Source organism: Paenibacillus sp. FSL W7-1279 (genome assembly GCF_037969845.1).
Classification (GTDB): Bacteria; Bacillota; Bacilli; order Paenibacillales; family Paenibacillaceae; genus Paenibacillus_AQ.
In genome coordinates this window covers 1,790,159-1,814,432 of the sequence record NZ_CP150215.1, presented here as the reverse complement: position 1 = coordinate 1,814,432, position 24,274 = coordinate 1,790,159, and the positions used below count along the sequence as shown (strand labels likewise).

Sequence of the window (24,274 nt, the reverse complement as noted above, 5' to 3'; positions counted from 1 at the left end):
ATATACGAAAAGCATCCCCATAGTCATATAAACTTGGGGATGCTTCTCCATTAGCGAAACTGTAATTTTTTTGAGTTAGCTGAGTACGCTTCATTTCAATCCTGTAAGACTTTCTTAGGACTTGCATGATGTTTACACTCTCTTTTCGATCCACAAAGTCCCTCTTGGGAAATTGCACGTTCTGCAACCTCTTGATATTCCAAGTTAATTCCTTCTACTCATCTCCAGCTTAATGAATGCTCGCCTCATACTGAAAGGCTCCATCACATCACTTCAGCTGACGGTCTACTTCCTGGCATGAGCGCTGGATGGCTTCCTCGGCAGGCAGGGTGATCTTGATTCCGTCCTCGCCCATCCATTCGACCTCTCCGTTAGCGGCTCCGCGTCCAACGATCAGACGCAGCGGAGCGCCGGCAAGGTCGGCATCCTTGAACTTGACGCCTGCCCGTTCGTCCCGGTCATCCAACAGCGGCTCCAGACCAGCCCTGTTCAGCTCGCTGTAGATATGTTCAGCCAGTCTCATCTGAATCTCATCCTTAACCGCAACCGGGATAATGTGCACCTTGAACGGAGCCACGGACATCGGCCAGACCAACCGCTCATCCGAGATGCACTGCTCGGCGATGGCGGACATGACGCGGGAGACGCCAATACCGTAGCAGCCCATGATCAGCGGTTTCTCCCGTCCGTCGGAATCCAGGTACATGGCGTTCATAGCCTCACTGTACTTCGTACCCAGCTTGAACACATGTCCAAGCTCGATCCCGCGATGAAACTGAAGCGAAGCTCCACAGCGCGGGCAAGGTTCACCTTCCGTTACATTCCGGAAATCGCCGGTGTGTTCCAGCGAAAAATCATGTCCTGGGCGGACTCCCTTCAGATGGATATCCCCCTGGTTAGCACCGGTGATCCCCTCTGCCATAGCTGCTACTTCGGAATCGACCAATACCTTCAGGGTTAGACCTACCGGTCCCGCAAACCCGACCGGGGCTCCCGTCGCCTGCATCACCTCTTCGGCGCTCGCTAATTCCGCGAGTTCTGCTTCTAGGTAAGACTTCACCTTTGCCTCGTTTGCTTCGCGGTCTCCCCGGACAAGCACCGCAACCCGTTCTCCGTCCACGTGGTAAATCAGCGTCTTGATCAATTGCTCCGGGCCGACTTGCAGGAAGTCAGTCAATTCCTGAATGCTCTTCACATTGGGAGTTATTACCCGTTCTATAACTGAGCTTCCGTCTGTCTTTACGGATTCTCTTCCTGCAGGCTCAGCTGAAACCGCAGACTCCGCTCGCTCGAGATTCGCAGCATAACTGCAATCGGTACAGGAAACAACGGTATCCTCGCCTATATCCGCCAGTGCCATAAACTCATGGGTTTCCCCTTGCCCGCCAATGGCACCCGCATCGGCTTCCACCGCCCGGAACGTCAGGCCACAGCGTCTGAAGATTCGTTCATACGTTTCATACATGTTCCGGTAGGACACATCCAGGCCTTCCCAGTTCCGATCAAAGGAATACGCATCCTTCATCAGGAATTCACGCCCCCGCAGCAGACCAAAACGCGGACGCCGCTCATCCCGATATTTGTTCTGAATTTGGTACAGGTTGACTGGCAGCTTCCGGTACGAAGAAATCTCTTGGCGAACGATGGACGTAATCACTTCTTCATGGGTTGGTCCAAGCACGAACTCCCGATTATGGCGGTCATGCAGCCTGATGAGTTCCGAACCGTAAACATCGTACCTGCCCGATTCCTTCCACAGCTCGGCGGGCTGAACAGCGGGCATGAGCATTTCCTGTCCGCCGGAGGCATCCATTTCCTGCCGAATAATAGCTTCGATCTTTCGCAAGACCCGCCATCCCAGCGGCAGATACGAATAGATTCCTGCTGCCGTTTGACGGATATAGCCGCCGCGGAGCATCCATTGATGGCTCAGTGCCTCCGCCTCGGAAGGCACATCACGCATCGTTGTCATCAATAATTGGCTTTGCCGCATCTTCCTCATACTCCTTCTTATATCCATGAATGAACCTGCCTGAGCGCAAAAAGAGCACATTCGCTCCTAGGGACGAATGTGCTCGTGGTACCACCCTGATTCCATCTTGCCGGACGCAAAAGACGCTCCATTGAAGATGCTTCATACGGCGGTAACGGGCCAAACCGGCGCCGCTTGTTCACAGCGGGCAACTACAAGGTAGGAAGGACACAGCCTAGCGGGGGAAGCCTTTCAGCCAAGGGCTTCTTTTCTGTCTCGCCGAATCTTGCATCCTCATGTCCTTGATGATCGTTATTCACGGGAAATTCATTTTCCAATACATTACAGCCGGACGGTCGGAATGTCAAGCATGAACGGGTCAGGCGATTCTAATGAGCGATATGGTCCAGCACCTGCCGTAAGATCCCGATGACATGCTCATCTTCATACGTATAAAAATATGTATTTCCTTCCCTCCGGTATTTGACCAGTCTTAAACTTCGCAGATAGCCAAGCTGGTGGGATACCGCCGACTGACTCATGCCAAGCACCTCGGCAATATGGCCGACCGGGCATTCTTCTTGCGAGAGCAAATGAAGAATCCGGATCCGCGTCGGATCCGAGATGGCCTTCAGCAGTCGTGACGCTTCCATGGCCTCGTCTTCGTGCAGCAGCTCATGGTGCTCTTTTTCCATAAACTAATCCCCTCTTCTCCATAATGGCTTGAACGATTTCGCGGGCATCCCGTGAAACTCCTGCCAAGAGTGCGGAGCCCCTGTGCGTCTGCCAAGGCAAACCTGCATAATAGAGCCCCTTTACCGGACTGATACCGCGTGTATGAATAACAGCCTTCTCATGATCCAGCGCTCGATCCACTTGAAGCCAATCATAGCTGGGAACAAAGCCGGTCGCCCAGATAATATTCTGAACCTTAAGCTCCGTTCCATCCTCGAATCGCATTCCGGAAGCGCCGGCATCAACGGCTCTCTTTTTCAACACCACTTTACCGCACTTGACCGCTTGTTTCAATTCATATCCAAAATCGGGTCCGCGGCGCTTCAGCTTACGCCCCAACCAGGAGGAACCGCCGGCAGATAAAATGCCGAGTTTGTCCAACCACCAGAACATGCCCTTTCCCCCAATGGTCATGGGTAAATAACGCGGCTGCTGTCCGAGGGCCAAATACGTTTCCCGACCACGTGACAGTTCGACCGCAATCTGTGCCCCGCTGTTCCCGCCGCCAACGACAAGAACGCCGCCCTCCTGAAGCTGTGAAGGTTGCCTGTAATCGGATGAGTGCAGCTGGAGAATGTCCTCTGGAACCGATGCTGCAAACGTCGGAATTCGAGGCTGCCGGAACGGCCCGGTAGCGATGATCAGCGCCTTTGCATGATATTCTCCCTGATGGGTGTCGATTATAAAACGGTCTTCTTCCTTCCGGACACACTTCACATCCGTCTCAAACTGAATGGGCAGCCTAAACCGCGCTGCATACGATTTCAGATAGGACGCCATCTCATCTTTATCCGGGAACCCGTCGGGATCCCCCTCTAACCTCATTCCATGCAAGGCACTATGAGTCCTCGGCGTAAACAACCTCAAGGAATCATATCTCATCTTCCATGCATCGCCTGCCTCCATCCCCCGATCCAACAACAGAAACTTCATCCCTGCCTGCTGCAGCCAATAGCCAGCTGCCAATCCTGCCTGCCCCGCGCCGATAACGATTACGTCCCATATCATATAGGTATCACTCCAATTATATGAATAATTGCTCATATATACATATAACATGGATCTTGTTTCCCCTTCAAGCATAAAATGGTGATTGCACCGTCAAACGCCGCATGAAACTGGAATAAATATCTGATGAATCCAGTTGACAACATACACATTCAGTCATACTATAGGCATAAAGTTGCTTCGAGGAAACAATATATGCTCGGCCCAATTTAGTAGGGAGAGGTTAAACTTTATGGATGAGACAAAATATCGGCAGCATTTGCATCAGGCAGCGCTCGGCGAGCGGTTTCTGATTGAACAGGTGGATATCCGCGGAGAGCATAAGCGGCGGCTTCTGGACCTCGGATTCGTACCGGGCTCCGTTGTCGAAGTGCTGCAAACCAGCCCGCTCGGCGATCCGACCTCTTATAGAGTGGCAGGTACCGTCATAGCATTAAGAAAAGAAGAAAGTCAGTTAATCTGGGGTAAGGTGATGTCATCATGAGAACTTTTACCGTCGCGCTGGCTGGCAACCCGAACACGGGAAAAAGCACGCTTTTTAATGCGCTCACCGGGCTAAAGCAGCACACCGGCAACTGGTCCGGCAAAACAGTCAGTCTCGCAAGCGGCTATTACGATTACAAAGACACCCGCTTCCAATTTATCGATCTGCCCGGGACGTACTCCTTGTTCTCCAACTCGGCCGATGAAGAAGTGGCGCGCGATTATATTATTTTTGAGAAACCGGACGTTACCCTGCTGGTTCTGGATTCTACGGCGCTGGAAAGAAGCCTTAACCTTGCGCTGCAAGTGCTGGAAATGACCGACCGGGTCATCATCTGCCTGAATCTGATGGACGAAGCGAAGAAAAAAGGTATCAAGATTAACGCACGCAAGCTGGCGGATCAGCTCGGGGTTCCCGTCATTCCGATATCGGCCAGAAATAACGAAGGGCTGGATACCCTGTCCGAGCAGCTGCTTCTCATGTGCACAGGGCAGACTCCGACTACGCCGTACCGTATGAAATATAACGAATATCTGGAATCGCGAATTTCCGGCCTGGAGTCCGAATTACGAGACATTCTTGGCGACGAATATCCAGCCAGATGGCTGGCGATCCGTTTTCTTGATGGAGACCGGAAGCTGATCGCGACGCTGAAAGAACGATTAAAGGCTTCGGATAAAGGAGGGATTTCACTTGGAACAGCTAAAGCGCTTGGAAGCTCTAACAGCCGCCATTCCTGCTGAGCAGGTAGAGGACGTTCGGGAAGACATCGTGGGCGAATTATTCAAAAAATCCCGTGAGCTGTGCAGTGATGCCGTCACCGTCACCAACCGTGAGCTTCTGTACCGTTCCGAGCGTCTGGACCGCATCTTCACCTCCAAGCTGTGGGGATTTCCGATCATGCTGGCCATGCTCGGCGTTATTTTTTACTTAACGATCGCAGGGGCTAACGTGCCTTCTTCCATGCTGGCAAATTTCTTTGGCTGGATCGAAGGATACCTGACGATGGCCTTTCAGGCCCTCCATGCTCCCGATTGGCTCTATGGCGTGCTGATTCTCGGATTGTTCCGGGGGACCTCCTGGGTTGTCAGTGTCATGCTGCCTCCCATGGCCATCTTCTTTCCAGCCTTTGCGCTGCTGGAGAACTATGGCTATTTGCCTCGGGTAGCCTTTAACCTGGACCGCCTGTTCAAAAAAACAGGAGCGCACGGCAAGCAGTCCCTCACCATGGCGATGGGATTCGGCTGCAATGCGGCGGCCATTATGTCGACCCGGATCATCGAGTCGCCTCGGGAGCGGATGCTCGCTATTCTGACCAATAACTTCGTGCCCTGCAACGGTCGCTGGCCGACCCTGATCCTGCTGGCCTCCTTGTTCATGGCTGCAGGTTTCTCGGGAGGAGCCCAGACGCTCGTAACGGCTTCCGTTGTTATGGGCATGGTGCTGATCGGTGTCGTTGTCACGCTCACGGTATCATGGGGTCTATCCAAAACCGCCTTGAAAGGCATTCCTTCCCACTACACCCTGGAGCTGCCTCCATACCGTAAACCGAAGATACTGAATACCATTCTCCGGTCGACCCTGGATAAAACCCTCTATGTGCTGCGCAGAGCCATTATCGTAGCGGCGCCTGCAGGCGTGCTCACCTGGGTGCTTGCCAACATCTATATTGGCGATGCCAGCATTCTGATTCATTTCGTTGAATTTCTTGATCCGTTTGCGCGCGCACTCGGACTCGATGGCTTCATTCTGATGGCCTTTATCATCGGACTTCCCGCCAATGAAATCGTGCTGCCGATCCTGCTGATGGGATATTTGGCTACGGGGTCCCTGACCGAGGTTACCGATATGTTTGCCCTCAAGCAAATCTTCCTGGACCAAGGCTGGACCTGGCTGACCGCACTGAACATGATGCTCTTCTCGCTCCTTCATTATCCATGCGGAACCACGCTCGTCAATATCTGGAAGGAAACGAAAAGCGCAAAGTGGACGTTCCTGTCCTTTGCCATCCCGACGGCCATCGCCATCGGCGTCACCTTCCTGGTCACTCAGGTGGCCCGGGCACTGGGATGGGTTTAACGACCGAGGATTGAATCAGCATCATATAAAGCAAACGAGCCGCTACAAGAAGTCTCCTTGAAGCGGCTCGTTTTATTTTATCCGGAAATGGATGAGTTCTATGAAACTTAACCTTTCACCGAACCAGCAGCGATGCCTTCCACGATACGATCACTGAGGAACAGGAACATCAGCAGGATTGGCAAAATACTGATCATCAAGGTTGCGCCAATCGCACCCCAATCGGTTGTGTATTGTCCGATAAAGTTCTGCACGCCGACGGTGAGCGTCTTGAATATGTCCGAGCTGATAAACGTATTCACGAAAATAAATTCGTTCCAGTTGTAGATCATGTTAATGATGGCTGTCGTCGCCAGCACCGAGCCCGTCATCGGAAGCACGATCCGGAAGAAGACCCGGTGAACCGAGCAGCCGTCCATGACCGCCGCCTCTTCCACTTCCTTCGGCAGCGTGTAATAGAACCCGAGCAGAATCATAATGGTAATCGGCATATTGAAGGCCACGTACGACAATATCAAAGAAACCGGATGATCGGTCAGGCCAACCTTGTTGAACATGCTGAACAGCGGGATCAAGGTGGAGTGAACCGGAATCATCATGGCAACCATAAATAATCCGAGGACGAAGGAGCTGCCCTTCCACTTCATTCTCGTAATCGCGAAGGTGACGAGACTTCCCAGAATGACCGTGAGCGCAGTCGCGACAACGGTGATCCAGACGCTGTTCAGAAAATATACGCTGATGTTGCCGGCACTCCATACCTTCTCATAATTCTCCCAGCGCGGATTCATCGGAAGGGACAACGGAGGAAGATCGAATACTTCCTGATTGTTTTTTAATGAGAACAGCAGCAGCCATACGAGCGGGAACAGCTGGAATACGGCAACGCCGATCAGCACGATATACAGCAGCGTGTAACCCAGCTTGCCCCCCACTCCGTTTCCGGACCGGGCGCGCCCGTCTTGGAGCTGTCCTGTGGCTCCGGATATCATGAAGCATTCCTCCTTATGAATATTGGATCGTTTCTTTCGATGCCGTTAATTTCCGTATGACCCACGTTACGATCAGACAGATCACCAGCAGGAAGAATCCGATCGCGCTGCCGTAACCGAAATCATAAGCGCGGAAAGCCGTGTGATACATGTAGGACGCCATCACTTCACTTGCGCCGTTAGGCCCCCCGTCCGTCATAACAAAGATGAGGTCGAAATATTTCAAGGAACCTACCACCGCCAGCACGATCGTAACCTTAATCACTTCCATGATGAGTGGAAGCTTGATCCGGAACGCAATTTGCAGGGAAGTCGCACCGTCGATCTTGGCCGCTTCCACCAGCGATGCCGGGATATTCTTCAAAGCTGCATAATAGATCAAGATATAGAAACCGGCATACTGCCAGAGAATCGGAATAAACAATGCGAACAAGACAAGCGACGGCTCAGCGAGCCATGCCGGCGGGTTCGTGATCCCGATGGATTCCAGGAAGCTGTTCACAATTCCGTTCGTCGGGTGGTAAATGCGCAGCCACAGCTGCGCGATCGCAACGGAGGACAGCAGCATGGGGATGAGATAGATTTTACGGAACAGGTTGGCGCCCTTGATCTTGGAGGCCAGCACCATTGCCACGGCCAGGTAAATGATCAGGCTTGCTGCCGAGAATACGGCTAACAGCAGGGAGTGCCATGCACTGTCCCAGAACTTGCCGTCCGAGAGCAGGGCCTGGTAGTTATCAAGTCCGATAAAGGTCATCGCACCGATGCCGTTCCATTCGTTCAGTCCGTAATAGGCGGTAAGTAGGATCGGAATATAAACGACGGCCATAATCACAAGCAGTGCGGGCAAAACATACAGCGCGATGATTTTTTTGTTGGACATCACTTTATCCAAAGTGTCCGACTCCTTTCTTCCTATGGTCTTAAGGAAAGATTTATCCGGCATCGCTGCCGGATAAATCAGGATCCCGTTTCTTTGTTGTCCTAAAGAGTCTTAGTTCCCTTTGGAGATCGCCGCTTCATGCTCTTCGGAGAATTTCTCCGGCGTCACGGCTTTGCCGAAGAGCGCCTGAATCATGTTCAGATGTGTCTCGGCGGCATTCGCCTCCATCTGAACATCCGCGAACAGGGTGATGCTGCTTGCTTGGTTCATTTCATCAAAGAGATCGATGTACAGCTGCGGAAGCTCAAGCGTCGAGGTATCCACCTTCGTTGCAGGGATGACGCCGGCACCTGTGACGGACTGCTCGCCCCACTTGGTGACGAAATACTCAACAAACTTCTTGGACTCCTCTTTCACTTTGGAGTTCTCGCCGATGAACAGGCCGACACCCGGTCCGCCTACCCAGCTGTTAATATCGCCTTTGCCGCCTTCAACCGTCGGGAATTTGAAGAAACCGACGCTGTCGCGGAATTCTTGCGGAATCTCTTCATTGGTCGTAAAGTTAGGCAGTTCCCAGGTCCCCATCATGTACATGGCCGCTTTGCCGTTCAGGAATTCGGATTTCGCTTCCTCGTTGGATAAGCCGTTGAACCCTTTGACAAACGCGTTGCCATCCACCAGCGATTGAACCTCGGCGGCTGCCTTTACAAGCGATTCGTCCTTGAAAGAACCCGAACCGCTGATTGCGCTGGCAAGCGTTTCTTGTCCGCCGATTCGGTCTGCCAGGTACATGTACCAGAGCGAACCGGTCCAGCGATCCTTGTTGCCCAGTGCGATCGGAGCAATCCCGTTATCGGACAGCGTTTTCACGACATTTTTGAATTCTTCGTAGGTTTGCGGAATCGCCAGATTATGCTGCTCGAATATCGCTTTGTTGTAGTATACCGGAGCGATATTGAACTCGAGTGGAAGCGCATACGTTTTGCCGTCAATGGCATAAGCCTCGGTCGTGCCGGCTACGAACTTGCCATTAAGCTGACCGTCCAGCAAATCATCTACTGGTGCAAAAAGCTTGCCTTCGACATAAGGCTTCAGGAATCCCGCTGCCCAGGTTACCCCTACGTCCGGAAGCTCGTTCGAGGCGGAAAGCACTTTCAATTTATTTTTATATTGCTCATTATCCAGAACTTCCTGTTTGATCGTCACGTTCGGATTCTCTTTTTGATATTCTTCGATGATCTGATTCACGATTTTGTTCTGTCCCGCAGAAACGCCTGCCGGCCATAAGTGCATGAAGTTCACCGTAACTTTATCGCCCTCGCTGCCGCTGTCGCCTGAATCCCCCGTGCTGCTGTTGCTCGATCCACAACCAGCCGCAACCAGTGCGAGACACAATGTTAGAAGCAGAACCGTCCATTTTTTGTTGAACACGTTTACAACCCCTTTTCTAGTATGCTGTTCGCGTATTGAAACCGCTTTAATCAAATTTTATCAGTGAGGGGATGATTGTATAAGGTCATAATGATTGGGACTAATTCCACTTTTATTAGATTTCCTCTCCGCTATCGGATACGCTATGGCGGTATTGACTCGGGCTTACCTCCTCAAGGTCACGGAACACTTTCACGAAATATTTCGCCGTTTGGTATCCCACCTTCTCCGCAATTTCCGCGACAGGCAGCGATGTGCCCGCCAACAGCTCCTTGGCCCGCTGTACCCTGCGACGCGTTAAATATTCGCTGAAGGTGAGTCCGGTCTGCTCTTTGAATAACACGCTGAAATAACTGGAATTCAGATGAAGCACTTCTGCCACTTCCTTAAGCGATACCGATTCCTGAAGGTGCTGATCCACGTACTTCAGCGCTTCCAGGACCTGAATGCTGTAGCCCTTATCCTGCTGCGCCGCCTCCAGGAGCTTGGGATCCACCAGTTTCTCCATCCGCTCAATCCGGTCTATTTTTTCCCGGCGTTCCAGGGCCGATTCGACCGCAGTTACCAGCTTCCGCTTATCCAGCGGCTTTAGGAGATAATCCACGACGCCGTATTGCAGCGCTCTACGGGCATAATCGAATTCCGAATAACCGGATATGACGATAATGACCGGCGGATGCTCTAGTTCATGCAATCTCTCAATGAGCTCAAGTCCCCCGATTTCCGGCATGCGGATGTCCGTCACCACCAGATGAGCCACCTGCTCCTGCAGCCACTCCAGCGCCTCTACGCCGCTTGAAACCGTCACGATTCTGCAGCGACCCGACGACCATGCCTCCAGCGTCTTCCTTACCCCTTCCCTCGTTCTCGGCTCATCATCCACGATTAGTATCGTTTTCATGCTGTTCCCCCTCCCCACCATTAGCCTGAAAATCATTCGGAATTTGAAATGAAATCGTCGTTCCCTGACCCACCACGCTGTGAATACGCAGGCCGGCTTGCCCGGAAGCGTAATACAACCGGATTCGCTGCTCTACATTGGCAATGCCAACACCGCTTTTTTTAGAAGATTCCGCGTATCCCTTTTCCATGGAGGAATACAGAGAGGCAACCGTCTCCTCGTCCATTCCCGGGCCGTCATCGCTAACCGAAATGACCGTATATCCCGGGTGATCCGAGACCTTCGCCCGTACAATAACGGTGCCCGGACCCAATCGCTGCTCAACTCCGTGGAGGATCGCATTTTCCACGATCGGCTGAATCAGCAGCTTCGGAATCGGCACGTTTTTGCTGGCTTCATCCGCCTCGATTTTCCAGGATAACCGGTCCAGCATCCGCATTTTCATAATCATCAAATAACGCTCGGCATGATCCAGCTCGTCCCGGACCGATACCCACTCATCCTCGTCTTTGCGGTTAATGACGTAACGGAATAAGCCGGACATCGCGACCACGATTTGGGCCAGCTCTTCTTCCCCTTGATCATCCAGCGCCCAGTAAAACGCTTCCAATGTGTTAAAAAGAAAGTGCGGATTGATCTGCGCCTGCAGCGCTTTAAGTTCCGTCCGGCTCTGAATGATCTCCTTCTGATACACAACCTCGATTAATTCATTCAGCGAATCCACCATCTGGTTGTACGAATTGTTAAGCTCGTTGATCTCCATCGTCTTCGAGGTGACGGCAATGGGCTTCAGCGTTCCCAATCTCACGCCGCGCATGGCTTTGATCAGATTCAAAATCGGCCGGATGATCATCGTGGTCAGTATAAAGCTTAAGAACAGAAACAGCAGCGCACCCACGCCCCCGGATACGATGATCGCGGTCCGCAGCACCGATATCCCCTCCGTCGTATAATCGACAGGCGTCAGGATGACCAGGTTCCAGCCCGTGGCCTCAGACTGTTTCTGTACGGCAATGTAGTCCTCATGGCCAACCGTAACCGTCTCCCCTTCGCGGTGCAAAACCTCCTTCGCATCCACCACGGTGGCAAAATCGGACGAGATTTCATTCCCCGCCTGATCAAACAATCCCATCGTTTCACGCGAATCGGTGCCCATGCCGCCTGCAGAGTCCGCCAGCGCAAAATAGTCCTTCTCCAGCTTCACGAGCAAGTATCCGCCGTGGGCAAAGGAATGGTCAATCAGCCGAATTCTCCGTACCGCTACCACCACATCCGGGTCCCGGGGATCCTGACCGAACCATACCAGCTTCCCCATGCCCTGGTCTGCCGCAGCAATCCAATCGCCCCTAACCCGGCTGGTCAGACTTCCTTCATCCAGTGGAAACAGCCGCCGATAATCCTTCGTATATAATTCCAGCGACCGGATGCCCGTAGCGTAGGCTTCATATTTACGAACCTCCTGTTGAAGGGACTGCCGTTCACCGAATGTTATCGGCTTACCCGCGGTCTCCTGCGCCAGAAAGCGCTGAACCGTCGCGTTCGTCGAGACTTGTGCCGTCAGCGTATCCACCTGCTTGAGCAGCGCATCCAGCTTCCCCGTGGCCTGAACGGCCGTCTGCTGAATATGCTTCTCCGCACTGTTGCGCAGCAAAGCCGAAACCTGATCATATACAAACACCCCGACCAATGCCAATACGATAACCATCACCAGCATAAATCCAAGGAAGATTTGATTCCGCAGTGTATTCAGCCTGCCAAACCTGTTCAAGTTCTGCACTCCCTTTCGATTTGGAACTGTAATTCACTATACACAATCTTGTTGAAGTTAGGGAGTCCTCGCCGTTCCGCAAAGGTCCAAGGCATATGTACTTTATTACTCAAAAAAAGAGGAAATGCGAAAGGTTAGTTTCCCCTTGCACTTCCTCTCATATACAGCCAAACATACTATACCGGATATAATTCCTGATGCCGCTCAAGCTCTCTTTTGCAATCGGTGCACAGCCCTCTTACGGCGCCGGCGTCATCCGCGTAAAAGATTAATTGTCGCTTGCGCCGGCATTTACTGCATGCTTGTCCGTGCTGACCGCTCCGGGTTCGCGTTGTTGTGTTCAGATGGATAACATTACGCTCCCTTCCGCTTCTTTTCTTGCGTCTGATCCATACAACTGCAAGAAGGACTAGAACGGCTCCGGTCATCATCCCGATCATCCATCCCATGTTTATTTCACCTCCGACATGTGCAGGCTATTTGTACAAAATAGCTAAAAAACGATTAGCAGATTTACACTCCATGATCACGTATAAACGACGTCGCTACATTAATACATTTGCGAACATTTTAACATATCTTGTATTTGTCATGGCAGTTTCTGCCCATTTCCAATCACAGAATATAACCGGACTTCCGCAATGAAAACACAAAAAAGCCTTCTCACTCCCGTTGCTACGGGAAGGAAGGCTTTCGCTGTGCTTTCGTTCATGCAACCGGCATGGTGTCAGATCTTCAACTCACCGAGTTTTATCAACTCAACGACAGCTTGCGAACGGCCCTTGACGTTTAATTTCTGCATGACATTGGAGATGTGGTTACGCACCGTCTTTTCGCTAATAAACAACTGCCCGGCGATATCGCGAGTCGTTTTGTCCTGCACTAGCAATTCAAACACTTCGCGTTCACGGTGGGTTAACAAGAACTTGCTGTTATGGTCGGTCCCCTTCAATGGTGTCACCCCTCCTTGCCCGGGTATGTGTGGTCTAACAAGGGTAAGGGATACAGTCAACTCATCTTATGTAAGATGAGGGGGGAAGGTGCGAAAGAGGCGAACAATTTGGGCGATTGGCCCGTATTGGCGATTTTTGTCCTTGCTTCCTCTCGAGGGTTGGTCTATGATGATGGTGTAAAAATAATTTTCTTTATTTTTTCATATTTATAAAAATTATTTTCAGAAATGGAATCCCATTTGTTATGCCCAAGCAATAAGCTCACCGGGAACCTTGAAGGAGGCTTGTGATGACACCAATCTTGCATATTATTTCTGTCGAAAAGGAAAGTCTGCCCCGTCAGGAACGACGGCTCGCAGAGTTTATTTTGACAGCTCCATCCGAGATTGTGCATATGGGCATTAAAGATCTTGCAGAGCTGTGTGAGGTCAGCGCTGCCACCGTAACCCGTTTTTGTAAGAACTTTCAGTGTAAGGGGTATCCTGATTTTAAGCTCAAGCTCGCCGCCGAGATCGCTCATGCCGAAATGGCCTCACGCACGGGAAATACGCGCTATCAGGATATCGTTGCCGGCAACGCGCTTGCCGGCATCGTCGAGGCGATTGAATCCAATCATCTGACTTCGATACGGGATACGACAGAGCTGCTCGATCTGGGTCAGCTGGAGCGTGCCGTGGATGCCCTATGCCGCGCGAAGCGCATTGATCTGTACGGAGTGGCTACCTCTTCCATTGTGGCACAGGACTTCTACCAGAAGCTGATCCGGATCGGCAAAAACTGCACGGCTTTCGCAGATTCGCATATGCAGATCACATCAGCCTCTACCCTGGCTTCAAGCGATGTTGCCGTTGCTGTTTCATACTCCGGCGAAACACCGGAGACCATCGATGCGTTGACTTGTGCCAAAGACGCCGGCGCCTTCACGATCAGCATCACCTCGTACCGAAGCAGCGCCATCTCCGCTCTGGCAGACATCACACTGTATTCATCTTCATTAGAGGAAGGAATGCGGCGGGGAGACATGGCTTCGCGTATCGCTCAGCTTCACATTATCGACATCCTGTTCATGGGTATGGCCAGTCGGGACTTCTCTACGTATGTTCCCCGTCTGGAGCAATCATATCTTAATGTTCAAAACTATCGCAAAAGCCGAGGAGGATAATAACCAATGAATATTTACACATTCCGCGATGAAGAGCAATTTGTGCAAACAGGTGCCAACCTGATCTCCAGCCTGCTTCACACCAATCCGCGCGCTAAGCTGGGACTGGCTACAGGAAGCACACCGGTCGGGCTCTATGCCAAACTGATTGAAATGAACCGTCAGGGCCTGGTCAGCTTCGCCCAGACCACAACATATAATCTGGACGAATATGTAGGCCTTCCCGAGAACCATCCCGAGAGCTACCGCACTTTCATGAATGAGAAGTTCTTTAATCATGTGGACATCCAGATCGAACGGACCCATGTGCCGAACGGAAATGCTGCCGATGCGGAAGCAGAATGCCTGAATTACGATAAAATGTTGGAAGAATTCGGCCCGGTTGATCTCCAGCTTCTCGGCCTTGGACATAACGGACACATCGGTTTTAACGAACCTGGCGAAGCCTTGAGTGGGGGTACGCATGTGGTTGAGCTGCAAGAGAAAACACGCAACGCCAATGCAAGATTCTTCCCTACCCTGGATGATGTGCCAACCCATGCGATTACGATGGGCGTTGCCACGATCTTGAAAGCCCGGCAAATCCTTCTCCTCGTCCGTGGTGAGGATAAAGCGGAAATTGTTCACCGTGCATTGAAAGGACCGATTACCACACAATGTCCGGCATCGCTGCTTCAATGTCATCCGAACGTGGTTGTCCTTTTGGATCAAGGTGCGGGGAGACTGCTGGTATGAGCGGCGAACGAAAAGAATCTGTCCAATTGCTGTATGGTCAAGTCCTGACGCCAAACGGAATCCGCGAAGACGGCGTGCTGGCGATTCAAGGTGAGAGCATCTCCTACGCCGGTGATGCTTCCGGACTCCCTGCCGATCTGAAGCAGGCCGCAGCGGAAGTGATCCATCAACCGGATGGGTACATTATTCCCGGTTTTATTGATATCCACGTACATGGGGGTAACGGTGAAGATTTCATGGATGCCTCCAAGGATGTCCTGGATAAAATCACGTCGTTCCACAGCTCCCAGGGAACAACGGCCATGCTTGCTACCACGATGACGGCCCCTAAGGCAGCCATCGACCATGTGCTGCAAGAAGTTAACGACTACCAGAGCCAAGGCATGCCTTACACAAGACTGGTGGGCGTACATCTCGAAGGCCCTTTTATCAGTCCGAAATGGCCCGGCGCACAAAATCCGGAGCATATCGTCCACGCTAATATCGATTGGCTGGAAGAGTGGGTATCCACTTACCCTGGCCTGATCCGCCAGGTGACGCTCGCACCCGAGCGCGAGGGAGCACTAGAGGCTATCTCTTGGCTGAACACCCACGGGATCGTAGCCGCCTTGGGGCATACAGATGCCACCTATGAGGAAGTCGAAGCCGCCGTTGAAGCAGGTCTTAGCCATGGCGTGCATACATTCAATGCGATGACAGGACTGCACCACCGCAAGCCTGGCGTGGTGGGCGCGATGCTCAGTGATGATCGCTTAAGCTGCGAGATTATCGCTGACGGTATCCATGTCCACCCCGCAGCCATTCGGATTCTGGCCCGCATGAAGCAAGACGGAAATCTGATTCTGATTACCGACGCGATGTCCGCTACCGGTATGGCTGACGGCGAATATACGATTGGTGACCTGCCGGTTGTTGTCGAGAACGGCATCGCCACGCTCAAGAGCAACCGAGACAGCCTGGCTGGCAGTACACTGACGATGATCAAGGGCTTTCAGCTGTTGGTCCGAGAGGTTGGGTTAAGCATTGAGCAGGCTTCCCGCGTTGGAAGTCTTAATCCCGCCGCAAAGATCGGCATCGCAGATCTTACAGGCTCTCTTGAAGCCGGCAAGCTTGCCGATGTGCTGATGCTTTCAAGTGATCTGGAGCTTCAAGGCGTCTGGATTCAAGGACAACGCAAACATTAATCCTGATTGATTATTACTTATAGCAGACATAGCAAAGGAGCTGCCTTTTTAGGGATGATTTCATTCCTAAAGAGCAGCTCCTTTTGGTATAGAGGTTTTACCGGCTGTTCCGATTACCGCCAAACCAACCGTCATCCGTATCATTCTTCATCAGGTTGCCGCGGGTATCGTTCATGCCGTCACGACCGCCAAGGTTCAGTGGGAACACACGGTTAATCCATGTGCCGAAATCGCGCGTAAGCGTTCCAACCGTGTTCGCTGCATTACCGTCAGTTCCAAAACGATTGGCATGCTGATAAAAATCCTCATCCGTGGAAACATATACTTGACTGATATGCGGAGCGGTCTTGCGAATTTTGCTCGTAATCTCCTGACGTACATGTTGAGGAACCTCTTCACGATTGTTGCTCATGATGCCCATATTATTGTTGTTGTAAGTGCCATAAGGAACGCCATTGATGCCTGTTCCCATATGAGTGTCATTTGTCGTACCGTTCGTTCCGTTAGTACCCATCAGTCCATTCGTGCGTGTTCCGTTTAACGTATTATAATTGCTGCCGCCAAATCCGCCATTGGTTGTCGTTCCATTTACACCGAAGCCGCGGTTATCGGCATTACGGCCTAAACCTGTTCCAAGACCTGTCGTATTGTCCACAGCACGTCTTGTGTCGTTTGCCATTCCTTGCAGGAGACCGACGCTGCCTGTACCTGAGGTACCGAAGGTACGGTTTCTGACATTCGTGGTGTTCGTGCCCGTCAGCGTACGGTCAGTGGCACGATTAGCTCCAGTGCTCATACCCGTCACACGACCGTTGATGTTATTCGTGTTCATGCCATCCCGGGACAGCGATACATACGCATTGCGGTTCGTCACGAATACATGCGCTGTACCTAAACCACTGATATCCGAAACTTTCTTCGACAGCGTTTTGCTGTATTTCAGGTTGGTCAGGTCATGCTGCTGCGTGCTGCGGACGTTCTGGTTGTTCCGTTCGGAATTCACACCGATACGGCCACTGTCCACATTGTTCGTACGTGTCGTGTTGCCGTCGTTGGCGTTACCGCATCCTGCTACTGCAGCCATACTCAGCAGCAATGCCGTGGAGACGGTCAGGTTGAGGGCCTTGGATTTAATCATGATTCATCCTCCATCTCTATAATGAGTGTATTAACATCGTATAGGATGACCTTGCGGCAGAAGTGGTATGCTGAAAGGTTTTAACATGGAAGATTACTGATGATCAAGCCTAATTTTATGGACAAAAAAACACCGATTAGATCACGAGCATCCATCGGCGTTTTATTTCAATTTACTTATGAAGTGGAGGACTGCACCTGTATTCTGGCGTCATCCATAATATCGGCAAGCGATTGCTCCAGGACGTATTGCGGGCTCCATCCCAGCGCTTTGAGGAGCCCGGCCCCTTGCTGGCCCCCGGTCCCCCTATTTAACGAATCCAACGAAAGCGAGGCGGATTCAGGTCCCCAATCGATGGGCACCGCCGTCCCGGTCTCCTTCAGTAAGCGCTCAGCCAGCTCTCCAAGCGTATGCTCTTTCCCCGAATCGATGGGATACGTCATGCCGGAAGACCCGCTCTTCAGAAGTACGCCGTATGCAGCTACCGCATCCCGAACGTCCAGAAAGTCCCTGGATTCGAATCGGGAACTGATACGGAATAGCGGCAGGCCCCTACCCGCTTCACAGCCTGCAATATACCGGGCAAGCAGCGTGCAGAATCCTGTCGATTCTCCAGGGCCAATCAGATTGGACGGCTCAGCAAGGACGATATGCTGGTTAAACATGCTGTGCCAGGCCGCTGCGGACCAACTGGCAAAGGTTTTGCTAAGGCTGTATGGATGAGGAACGGCGGCCGCGCCTTTTGCGGGATCTACGCTTAGTCTGGACCCAACCATCACCATGCGACTCTCCGGACAGTGCTGCCGAACAGCCTCAAGCAGATAGATGGTACCCATAACATTACTCTCCATATATGAAGCAGGATGCTTCCACGACTCCGATGCTGAATTTTTTCCGGCTAAATGCAAAATATAATCGGGAAGGTTATTTCGAATAAGGTCATTCACCTGTTCACGATCCTCCAGGTGACACTCGGCGGAAATGACGCCTTGTATCGAATCCAGCGTTTTCTTATTTCGACCGGCAGCAACGACCGTACAGCCCTGCCGGACGAAATAAGCACAAGCATGTAAGCCGGTAAAACCTGTGGCTCCTGTGATCAGCAGTTTTTTGTTTGTTAATGTTTCTGCTGCCATTCATACATCTCCTTTAACATTTGAGCATAATCCGGAAATGGATAGGTTGCATCGAGTCGCGTGCTGCGCAGCGTCCGATCCTGAACAAACTCGTTGGTCGGGACCACAACCACATCGTGTTTCCCCCATATGTCCTTGAACAACAGCAGCAACTCATATTTGCTTACCGGATTCGGATGTCCGAGATGGATGAGCCCCCCCACGTCCTTGTTCATGAAGAATTCGATCGCTTTGGCAAGCTCCAGCGTTGTAACACCGTTCCATAGCACAGCCCGGTAGCCGGAAACCTCACCTCGCTGCTTCATAAACCAGTTAAACAGGCCGATTCCGCTCTGCCGAATTTCAGGTCCGATGATCGAGGTTCGAATCGTCAAGTGATCCGGGTCTTTGACCTCGCCCAGCGCTTTGGTTACCGCATAGGAAGTCACACCATCGGGAAGATCATCTTCCCGATAGCCTCCCTTGGTCCCCAGAAACACGCAATCCGTGCTGATATGAATAAGTCTGGCTGAAATGCTATTCGCTAAATATCGCAACCGATGAGGTAAAAAACCGTTGATATGATACGCATTTATCTTGTCTTCCTCAGCTCGTTGATTCAAGACGCCTACGGCGTTGATGATGATATCGGGCCCAACCGCTTTAACGACATGCTCTACAGCACTCATATCGGTTACATCGAGCACCAGGCCTTGTGAATCGCTACTGTCCCGGGTCGTATAAAAGACATGATGCTTGCCGGATAACTGAAAGTACTGTACAAGCATATGTCCCGCCATGCCATTTCCCCCGAGAATGAGCATCTTCATGGCAAGAATCCTCCGCGGCGCAGAATATCCCGTATTTCGACCTTCGTCATCAATTGATGCTCCGAGCTGAAGCTGTTGAAAGACACTTTGGGCAGGTGTTGATACCGTTCCTTCAGATCAGGAATATCTAAAGTCGGTAATATGACCAAATATTCGTCATCGTAAACAACGGTTGTCTGGCTTTCAAAATCACTCATGAGTATTTCATGGATCTTCTCTCCCGGTCGAATTCCGGTTTCAACCACTGTGACGTCGTTTCGCCCGGAAGCCTCTATAAGCACTTCCGCCAAATCCACGATGCGGCAGGTCGGCATCGTCATAACGAAGATTTCGCCGCCTATGCTTTCAATCGACGCTTTGAACAGCAAGGAGATTGCGTCCTTCAAGGTCAGGAAGAAACGGGTCATGTTGTGATCGGTGATGCTGATCTGTCCCTTTTGCCGAATCTGATTCTTGAATACATGAACGACGCTCCCGTTCGTTCCGAGAACATTGCCGCCCCGCACGCAAACGAATTTGGTGTGATTACTCAACAGATTAGCATACACAATCAGCTTTTCGCCAATCGCCTTGGTCATGCCGTAAAAGTTGGATGGATTTGCAGCTTTATCCGTTGAAATATATATCACTTTTTTCACTTGGTTTTCAATGGCTGCTTCAATGACATGCTGCGTGCCTACTACATTGGTTTTCAGAGCTTCATAGGGATGCTCCTCACATACAGGCACATGTTTCAGCGCCGCAAGATGAAAGACGTAATCGACATCCTGGCAGGCTGCCGTAAGAGCTTCCTTGTCGCGGATGTCCCCAATTCGGAAAGTGAGTCTCGGATCTTCAAACTCACGGTCCATGGCCACTTGCGTAGCCTCGCTTCTGGAATAGACGATGACCTGCTTAGGATTTAGCGGCAGTAGCTGGCTGATCAGTTCATGTCCCCAAGAGCCTGTGCCGCCAGTCACCAAAATCCGTTGATTAGTGAACATTCACTTTCCCTCCAAGCACATATTTTACGACGGTACGCGACACATTGTCCGCCAAGTATCCGTCCGGGCACTTCCAGTCGCGACTCAATTGAGTCATCAATTTGACCGCTCCATGGATCCGGTCGGCACTCAAGCCGGATACGATGTTACTTCCGCAATCCACAGTTTCCGGTCGCTCCGTCGTCCGCCGAACCGTTACTGTGGGTACGTGCATGATGCAGCATTCCTCTTGTACCGTGCCGCTGTCGGTGATGGCACACAGAGCATCCTTCTCGAGCCTCACAAAATCAAAAAAGCCAAACGGCTCGTGGAATTCAATGAGCGGATGGAGACTAACCTCCTTCGCCCCTTCAAGGCGCGAAGCCGTCCGGGGATGAAGGCTGCATATGAGCCGGTGTCCGAACGTTTCCGCAACCGCGTTTAACCCATTTAAAATTTCCTTTAAATTCTCAGGTCGATCCACATTCTCGGAGCGGTGTATCGTGACCAGAAAATATTGCTGAGGCGACAAGGACAGCTGCTCCATGATCCGGCTTTGATTGACCTGAGTTTCATAATGTTTCATGACTTCATAGATCGGGTTCCCTGTCAGAACGATACGCTGACTCGGCACACCCTCGCGAAGCAGATGATTCTTGCTATAGTTCGTATAAGGCATGTTGATAGAGGATACCGCATCAATGACTTTGCGGTTCTTCTCTTCAGGCACATCAAGATCAAAGCAGCGGTTCCCCGCTTCCATATGCACCACGGGATACCCCAGACGCTCAGCCAGCACAGCGCAAAGCGCGCTGTTTGTATCGCCTAGCAGCAGAAGGGTATCGGGCTTCTCCTGCTCCAAGATTTCTTCCATACGGCTGAACATGACCGACAGCTGGCCTCCGAGCGTTGCCTGACGGTCCTGAAGGACGTAATCCGGACTGCGGAGTCCCATCTCCGAGAAGAACACCCCGCTTAAGGTATTCGTGAAATTTTGCCCTGTATGCACGAGCACATGCCTCGTTGCATACTGGTCTAATAGAGGAATGATCAAGCTTAATCGGATAATTTCGGGCCTCGTACCCAAGATTGTCATGACTTTCATATCGGATTCTCCCTTGCCAAGTTAATCACAGATCCGAAGGCGATCTTTCCGCAGCACGACCATTCTTCCCGTATTCGTGAGGAGGCAGAGGTGAATGCATATCTGCTTCTCAATGTCTCAGAGCCTGAGGACCACTCTGCCTTTCCCCTCGTCTTATGCCTTCCGTCGCCTTGCGGACGTTCTGCGTTGTCTAGGCTTTGATGCCCGTCGCCTGGTCGGTTTTCCTTCTGTTCCTCTGGTTCTCGTGCGAGGGATTATTCGGCGCAGTCCGGCTTTGCCGCGTTTCTTCCGGATCCGCTTACGCTGCTGTTTATGCCGTCTCGTCGGAGCAGCCCGGTGCTTCGCCGTTCTTGCCGTCGCCTGGAACCACTCAGGATGCTCATTCATCCACCGGGAAACCATTTCGTTCACTCGTACCTGGTACATCGCAGGACCATAAACAGCCTGTGCTTGCATCCGGTTCTGCATTCCCAAGGAAACTCCCTGATCCGGCTGATCCAGTATGGACCTTACTTTCTCCACCAGAGAGGCCGTACTCCCTGGGTCGGCTAGCAGTTGCGGACAGCCGGCAGCTGTCAACACTTCCTGGAGTCCTCCTGAGGCATAGGCAACAACCGGTTTTCCGTACATCAGGCCCTCCAGTGCCGTCAACCCGAATCCCTCCGGTACCACGCTCGGTACAACAACAACATCGAGTGCACAGTACACCTGAGTGATATCATCCTGGGTACCGGCGAATATGAATCGGTGCTGAGCTCCGGACCAAGCAATCCGATCGCGGCACAATCTCTCATAGTCCAGGTCCAGCACGCTGCCAACAATGAGGAAGACCGCGTCCGGATAGGCATCCTTGAGTGAAAGCGCCATGTCGATAAAATGATGGACCCCTTTGCTCTCGATCAGAAACGACGAGATCATTCCAATTACAGGTCTGTTCGATGTGATCCCAAGCTTCTCCCGGTAGGAAGCCCTCCATCCCGGCCATGCTTCCGGCTGAATGTCAGACTCGCTCCAGGATGGAGGAAGAACCGTCATCTTCGTCTGCCTCACTTCCGGCGGGAAGCTCTCGGCTACCGATTCGGAAATACTGATGATCCAACTGCTGTACTGATGGATTAACGAAGTGGAGAAATGGGCATACCCGTTATCCGTAATTTTTTCTGTCAGCTGCCACATCACGGGAATCCCGAGTCGTTTTCCGGCAGCCGCCGGCATAAAATGCACGCAGGTATTGGTAAGGATCACCTGAGGTCCTTCTTTTGCTATCCATTTTGTCAAGGCACGGAATACAGGTGTTGTCATTAACTTTTCCGCTTCGTTCATAAGATGGGCACCAGGTGTATATATACTGTGGAGCAATGGGATTTTGTATATTTTGACCATAATCCCGGATTGTCTGGCCAGCATGGTCAACCGGCCTTCATTCGGTGCAACCAGAACACAATCGAAGTATGGAGCTAACTGCCCGCAGAAGAACAGAAGCAGCTTCTCCGCTCCCGTAATGCTTGAAGGATTGGATACGTGTGAAAAAATCAACATTTTCGGTTTAAGGGCCATCGGTATCGTCCGCATCTTCAGTAACCGTGATTCTCGCAGTACCGGATGCGATCCACCTCCTTTTCACCCAGTTGGTACAATATATTAGGGAGACAAAGATACCGCAACGACGCTTGTTCCCCCAACATTCATCTATTTCTGAATATCGATCAAGGGAAGATGACCGAGAACATCGTGTTCAGCCGATGCGCATAGGTATGCTCCTGAAACGTTCTCTCCAGCGCACGATGGGCGATATCTTTACGCAGTTGGTCATTCGTAAGGTAATACTCAATCTTCTCCAGCAGTTCACCAGGCGATCGGTATGTCTCAATCTCCACACCCGGCGTGTAAAAGCGTGCCAGATCCGCGCGCTCATCACAGAGTTGAAGCGTACCGCAGGCACTGATCTCAAACGTCCGAGGGTTCGGGGAAGCCGCAGGAATATGACCTCTATTTTGATTAATGTCGTCGTCATCTACCGCACGGTGCAGATTGATGATAATCTTGGCACTGTTGTATACGTCTGCCGTTTCCGCGGGGCCCATCCATTTGTTGACCTCGATTCGGTTGTTATATCGCCCATACCCAGGGAATCGTTCCCACCAATTTCCGTTTATAAATGTACGGTGCGCCATCAGTTGATCCATAATGGGCTCAAAGAACTGAATCCGCTTCGGGTAGGCTGTGCCGACAAAACTGATATCGCGGGTTGCCGCTCCAGGTTTGACAATCGGACGATAATGACCGGGAAATGCAGCGAATGGCAAATAATGAACCTGAGCGCAGCCCAAGTTCTGATAATGGGCCACGCAGTTAAACTCCAGCGTAAACACATAATCATAGTGATGAACCCAGCCTATGGTCATATCGGTATAATACGGATCGTCGGTCATCCATACGGCTGTCCGAATCCCCATGGCCCGAACGGCATCCATCTGTTCCACAGGAAGATACATGCCGTCCAGCACCAGCACTAGATCCGGCCTGGTGCGGCTTGCTTCCGCTGCTACATCCTGCTTCGCATCCGTCAGCGAAAGCTGACGTACCATGCCATGCAGCGTGCCGATAATCGCCTCGTCAATCGGCGAGTAGGGAAATCCTTTTCCCGAACTGACAAACAAGACATGGATATCCCGCACAGGCGGGGTGTATACAATCCGGTTGACGATGCCTTGTGATTTCCCCCGGAAGTACCCTTCATCGTATCCCGCTTGAAGACCGGCATTCCTGCCTTGCCCGTATGCATCGGATACGGCGGACCGACGTGGTCCTGTAACTAAACTTCTAGCCATCCGCTT

Annotated in this window: 23 protein-coding genes; 6 read left to right on the top strand and 17 right to left on the bottom strand. The window is 51.7% G+C overall.

Features of this window, described 5'->3' with window-relative positions; translation table 11 throughout:
• Window positions 1-268 precede the first annotated feature (268 nt).
• The 3 genes from MKY82_RS07695 to MKY82_RS07685 all read right to left on the bottom strand — a co-directional run bounded on the left by MKY82_RS07695 (window position 269) and on the right by MKY82_RS07685 (window position 3,715).
• A complete protein-coding gene (locus MKY82_RS07695) occupies window positions 269-1,993 on the bottom strand; it encodes a proline--tRNA ligase (RefSeq protein WP_339295852.1) in 1,725 nt (574 codons plus the stop codon).
• A 368-nt stretch (window positions 1,994-2,361) separates the two neighbouring features.
• Complete coding sequence (locus MKY82_RS07690) at window positions 2,362-2,667, bottom strand: metalloregulator ArsR/SmtB family transcription factor (protein ID WP_071223457.1); 306 nt, start codon at window positions 2,665-2,667, stop codon at window positions 2,362-2,364.
• The gene (locus tag MKY82_RS07685) at window positions 2,648-3,715 is read right to left on the bottom strand and encodes an NAD(P)-binding domain-containing protein (RefSeq protein ID WP_339295851.1); all 1,068 of its coding nucleotides are present in this window, start codon (window positions 3,713-3,715) and stop codon (window positions 2,648-2,650) included. The genes MKY82_RS07690 and MKY82_RS07685 overlap by 20 nt, the downstream gene beginning before the upstream one ends.
• A gap of 232 nt (window positions 3,716-3,947) precedes the next feature.
• On the opposite strand from MKY82_RS07685, the gene MKY82_RS07680 reads away from it, so the two are divergent.
• From MKY82_RS07680 to MKY82_RS07670, 3 genes are read left to right on the top strand one after another with little or no spacing between them, the layout of a single operon-like run.
• Complete coding sequence (locus MKY82_RS07680; RefSeq protein ID WP_194541444.1) at window positions 3,948-4,199, top strand: FeoA family protein; 252 nt, start codon at window positions 3,948-3,950, stop codon at window positions 4,197-4,199.
• Window positions 4,196-4,942: a FeoB small GTPase domain-containing protein gene (locus MKY82_RS07675; protein WP_194541443.1), complete on the top strand. Its 747-nt coding sequence runs from the start codon at window positions 4,196-4,198 to the stop codon at window positions 4,940-4,942. The genes MKY82_RS07680 and MKY82_RS07675 overlap by 4 nt, the downstream gene beginning before the upstream one ends.
• A complete protein-coding gene (locus MKY82_RS07670; RefSeq protein ID WP_194541442.1) occupies window positions 4,893-6,278 on the top strand; it encodes a ferrous iron transporter B in 1,386 nt (461 codons plus the stop codon). The genes MKY82_RS07675 and MKY82_RS07670 overlap by 50 nt, the downstream gene beginning before the upstream one ends.
• A gap of 107 nt (window positions 6,279-6,385) precedes the next feature.
• Here MKY82_RS07670 and MKY82_RS07665 read toward each other — a convergent pair whose 3' ends face one another.
• From MKY82_RS07665 to MKY82_RS07635, 7 genes are all read right to left on the bottom strand, one after another.
• Window positions 6,386-7,270 carry a carbohydrate ABC transporter permease gene (locus MKY82_RS07665; RefSeq protein WP_339295850.1) on the bottom strand — a complete coding sequence of 295 codons (885 nt, stop codon included), beginning with the start codon at window positions 7,268-7,270 and terminating at the stop codon, window positions 6,386-6,388.
• Window positions 7,271-7,283: 13 nt separating this feature from the next.
• A complete protein-coding gene (locus MKY82_RS07660) occupies window positions 7,284-8,165 on the bottom strand; it encodes a sugar ABC transporter permease (protein WP_194541440.1) in 882 nt (293 codons plus the stop codon).
• A gap of 99 nt (window positions 8,166-8,264) precedes the next feature.
• A complete protein-coding gene (locus tag MKY82_RS07655) occupies window positions 8,265-9,584 on the bottom strand; it encodes an extracellular solute-binding protein (RefSeq protein ID WP_339295849.1) in 1,320 nt (439 codons plus the stop codon).
• A gap of 115 nt (window positions 9,585-9,699) precedes the next feature.
• Window positions 9,700-10,485: a response regulator gene (locus tag MKY82_RS07650; protein WP_339295848.1), complete on the bottom strand. Its 786-nt coding sequence runs from the start codon at window positions 10,483-10,485 to the stop codon at window positions 9,700-9,702.
• Window positions 10,460-12,253 (bottom strand): sensor histidine kinase, encoded by a 1,794-nt coding sequence (locus MKY82_RS07645; RefSeq protein WP_339295847.1) that lies wholly within the window; start codon window positions 12,251-12,253, stop codon window positions 10,460-10,462. Before MKY82_RS07645 ends, MKY82_RS07650 begins: the two co-directional genes overlap by 26 nt.
• A gap of 176 nt (window positions 12,254-12,429) precedes the next feature.
• Complete coding sequence (locus MKY82_RS07640) at window positions 12,430-12,702, bottom strand: hypothetical protein (protein WP_339222456.1); 273 nt, start codon at window positions 12,700-12,702, stop codon at window positions 12,430-12,432.
• Between the two features lie 278 nt (window positions 12,703-12,980).
• Complete coding sequence (locus MKY82_RS07635) at window positions 12,981-13,205, bottom strand: LuxR C-terminal-related transcriptional regulator (protein ID WP_006208732.1); 225 nt, start codon at window positions 13,203-13,205, stop codon at window positions 12,981-12,983.
• Between the two features lie 290 nt (window positions 13,206-13,495).
• Here MKY82_RS07635 and MKY82_RS07630 point away from each other — a divergent pair, with 290 nt between their 5' ends.
• The 3 genes from MKY82_RS07630 to nagA are packed head-to-tail and all read left to right on the top strand — an operon-like array spanning window position 13,496 to window position 16,287.
• The gene (locus MKY82_RS07630) at window positions 13,496-14,368 is read left to right on the top strand and encodes a MurR/RpiR family transcriptional regulator (protein ID WP_220686184.1); all 873 of its coding nucleotides are present in this window, start codon (window positions 13,496-13,498) and stop codon (window positions 14,366-14,368) included.
• Between the two features lie 6 nt (window positions 14,369-14,374).
• Complete coding sequence (nagB, locus tag MKY82_RS07625; protein ID WP_339222453.1) at window positions 14,375-15,103, top strand: glucosamine-6-phosphate deaminase; 729 nt, start codon at window positions 14,375-14,377, stop codon at window positions 15,101-15,103.
• Window positions 15,100-16,287, top strand: a complete 1,188-nt coding sequence (nagA, locus tag MKY82_RS07620; RefSeq protein ID WP_339222451.1) for an N-acetylglucosamine-6-phosphate deacetylase — start codon at window positions 15,100-15,102, stop codon at window positions 16,285-16,287. The genes nagB and nagA overlap by 4 nt, the downstream gene beginning before the upstream one ends.
• A 97-nt stretch (window positions 16,288-16,384) precedes the next feature.
• On the opposite strand, the gene MKY82_RS07615 is transcribed toward nagA, so the two are convergent.
• From MKY82_RS07615 to MKY82_RS07585, 7 genes are all read right to left on the bottom strand, one after another.
• Complete coding sequence (locus tag MKY82_RS07615; protein WP_339295846.1) at window positions 16,385-17,425, bottom strand: YhcN/YlaJ family sporulation lipoprotein; 1,041 nt, start codon at window positions 17,423-17,425, stop codon at window positions 16,385-16,387.
• 176 nt (window positions 17,426-17,601) lie between these two features.
• Window positions 17,602-18,561 carry an NAD-dependent epimerase/dehydratase family protein gene (locus MKY82_RS07610; RefSeq protein ID WP_339295845.1) on the bottom strand — a complete coding sequence of 320 codons (960 nt, stop codon included), beginning with the start codon at window positions 18,559-18,561 and terminating at the stop codon, window positions 17,602-17,604.
• Window positions 18,543-19,370, bottom strand: coding sequence for an SDR family oxidoreductase (locus MKY82_RS07605; protein WP_339295844.1), 828 nt, complete (start codon window positions 19,368-19,370; stop codon window positions 18,543-18,545). Before MKY82_RS07605 ends, MKY82_RS07610 begins: the two co-directional genes overlap by 19 nt.
• Window positions 19,367-20,353, bottom strand: a complete 987-nt coding sequence (locus tag MKY82_RS07600; protein WP_071223473.1) for a polysaccharide biosynthesis protein — start codon at window positions 20,351-20,353, stop codon at window positions 19,367-19,369. Before MKY82_RS07600 ends, MKY82_RS07605 begins: the two co-directional genes overlap by 4 nt.
• Complete coding sequence (gene wecB, locus MKY82_RS07595; RefSeq protein WP_339295843.1) at window positions 20,343-21,437, bottom strand: UDP-N-acetylglucosamine 2-epimerase (non-hydrolyzing); 1,095 nt, start codon at window positions 21,435-21,437, stop codon at window positions 20,343-20,345. Before wecB ends, MKY82_RS07600 begins: the two co-directional genes overlap by 11 nt.
• Window positions 21,438-21,590: 153 nt before the next feature.
• Complete coding sequence (locus tag MKY82_RS07590; protein ID WP_339295842.1) at window positions 21,591-22,994, bottom strand: glycosyltransferase family 4 protein; 1,404 nt, start codon at window positions 22,992-22,994, stop codon at window positions 21,591-21,593.
• A gap of 149 nt (window positions 22,995-23,143) precedes the next feature.
• Window positions 23,144-24,268, bottom strand: a complete 1,125-nt coding sequence (locus MKY82_RS07585) for a glycosyltransferase (RefSeq protein ID WP_071223476.1) — start codon at window positions 24,266-24,268, stop codon at window positions 23,144-23,146.
• Window positions 24,269-24,274: the final 6 nt, after the last annotated feature.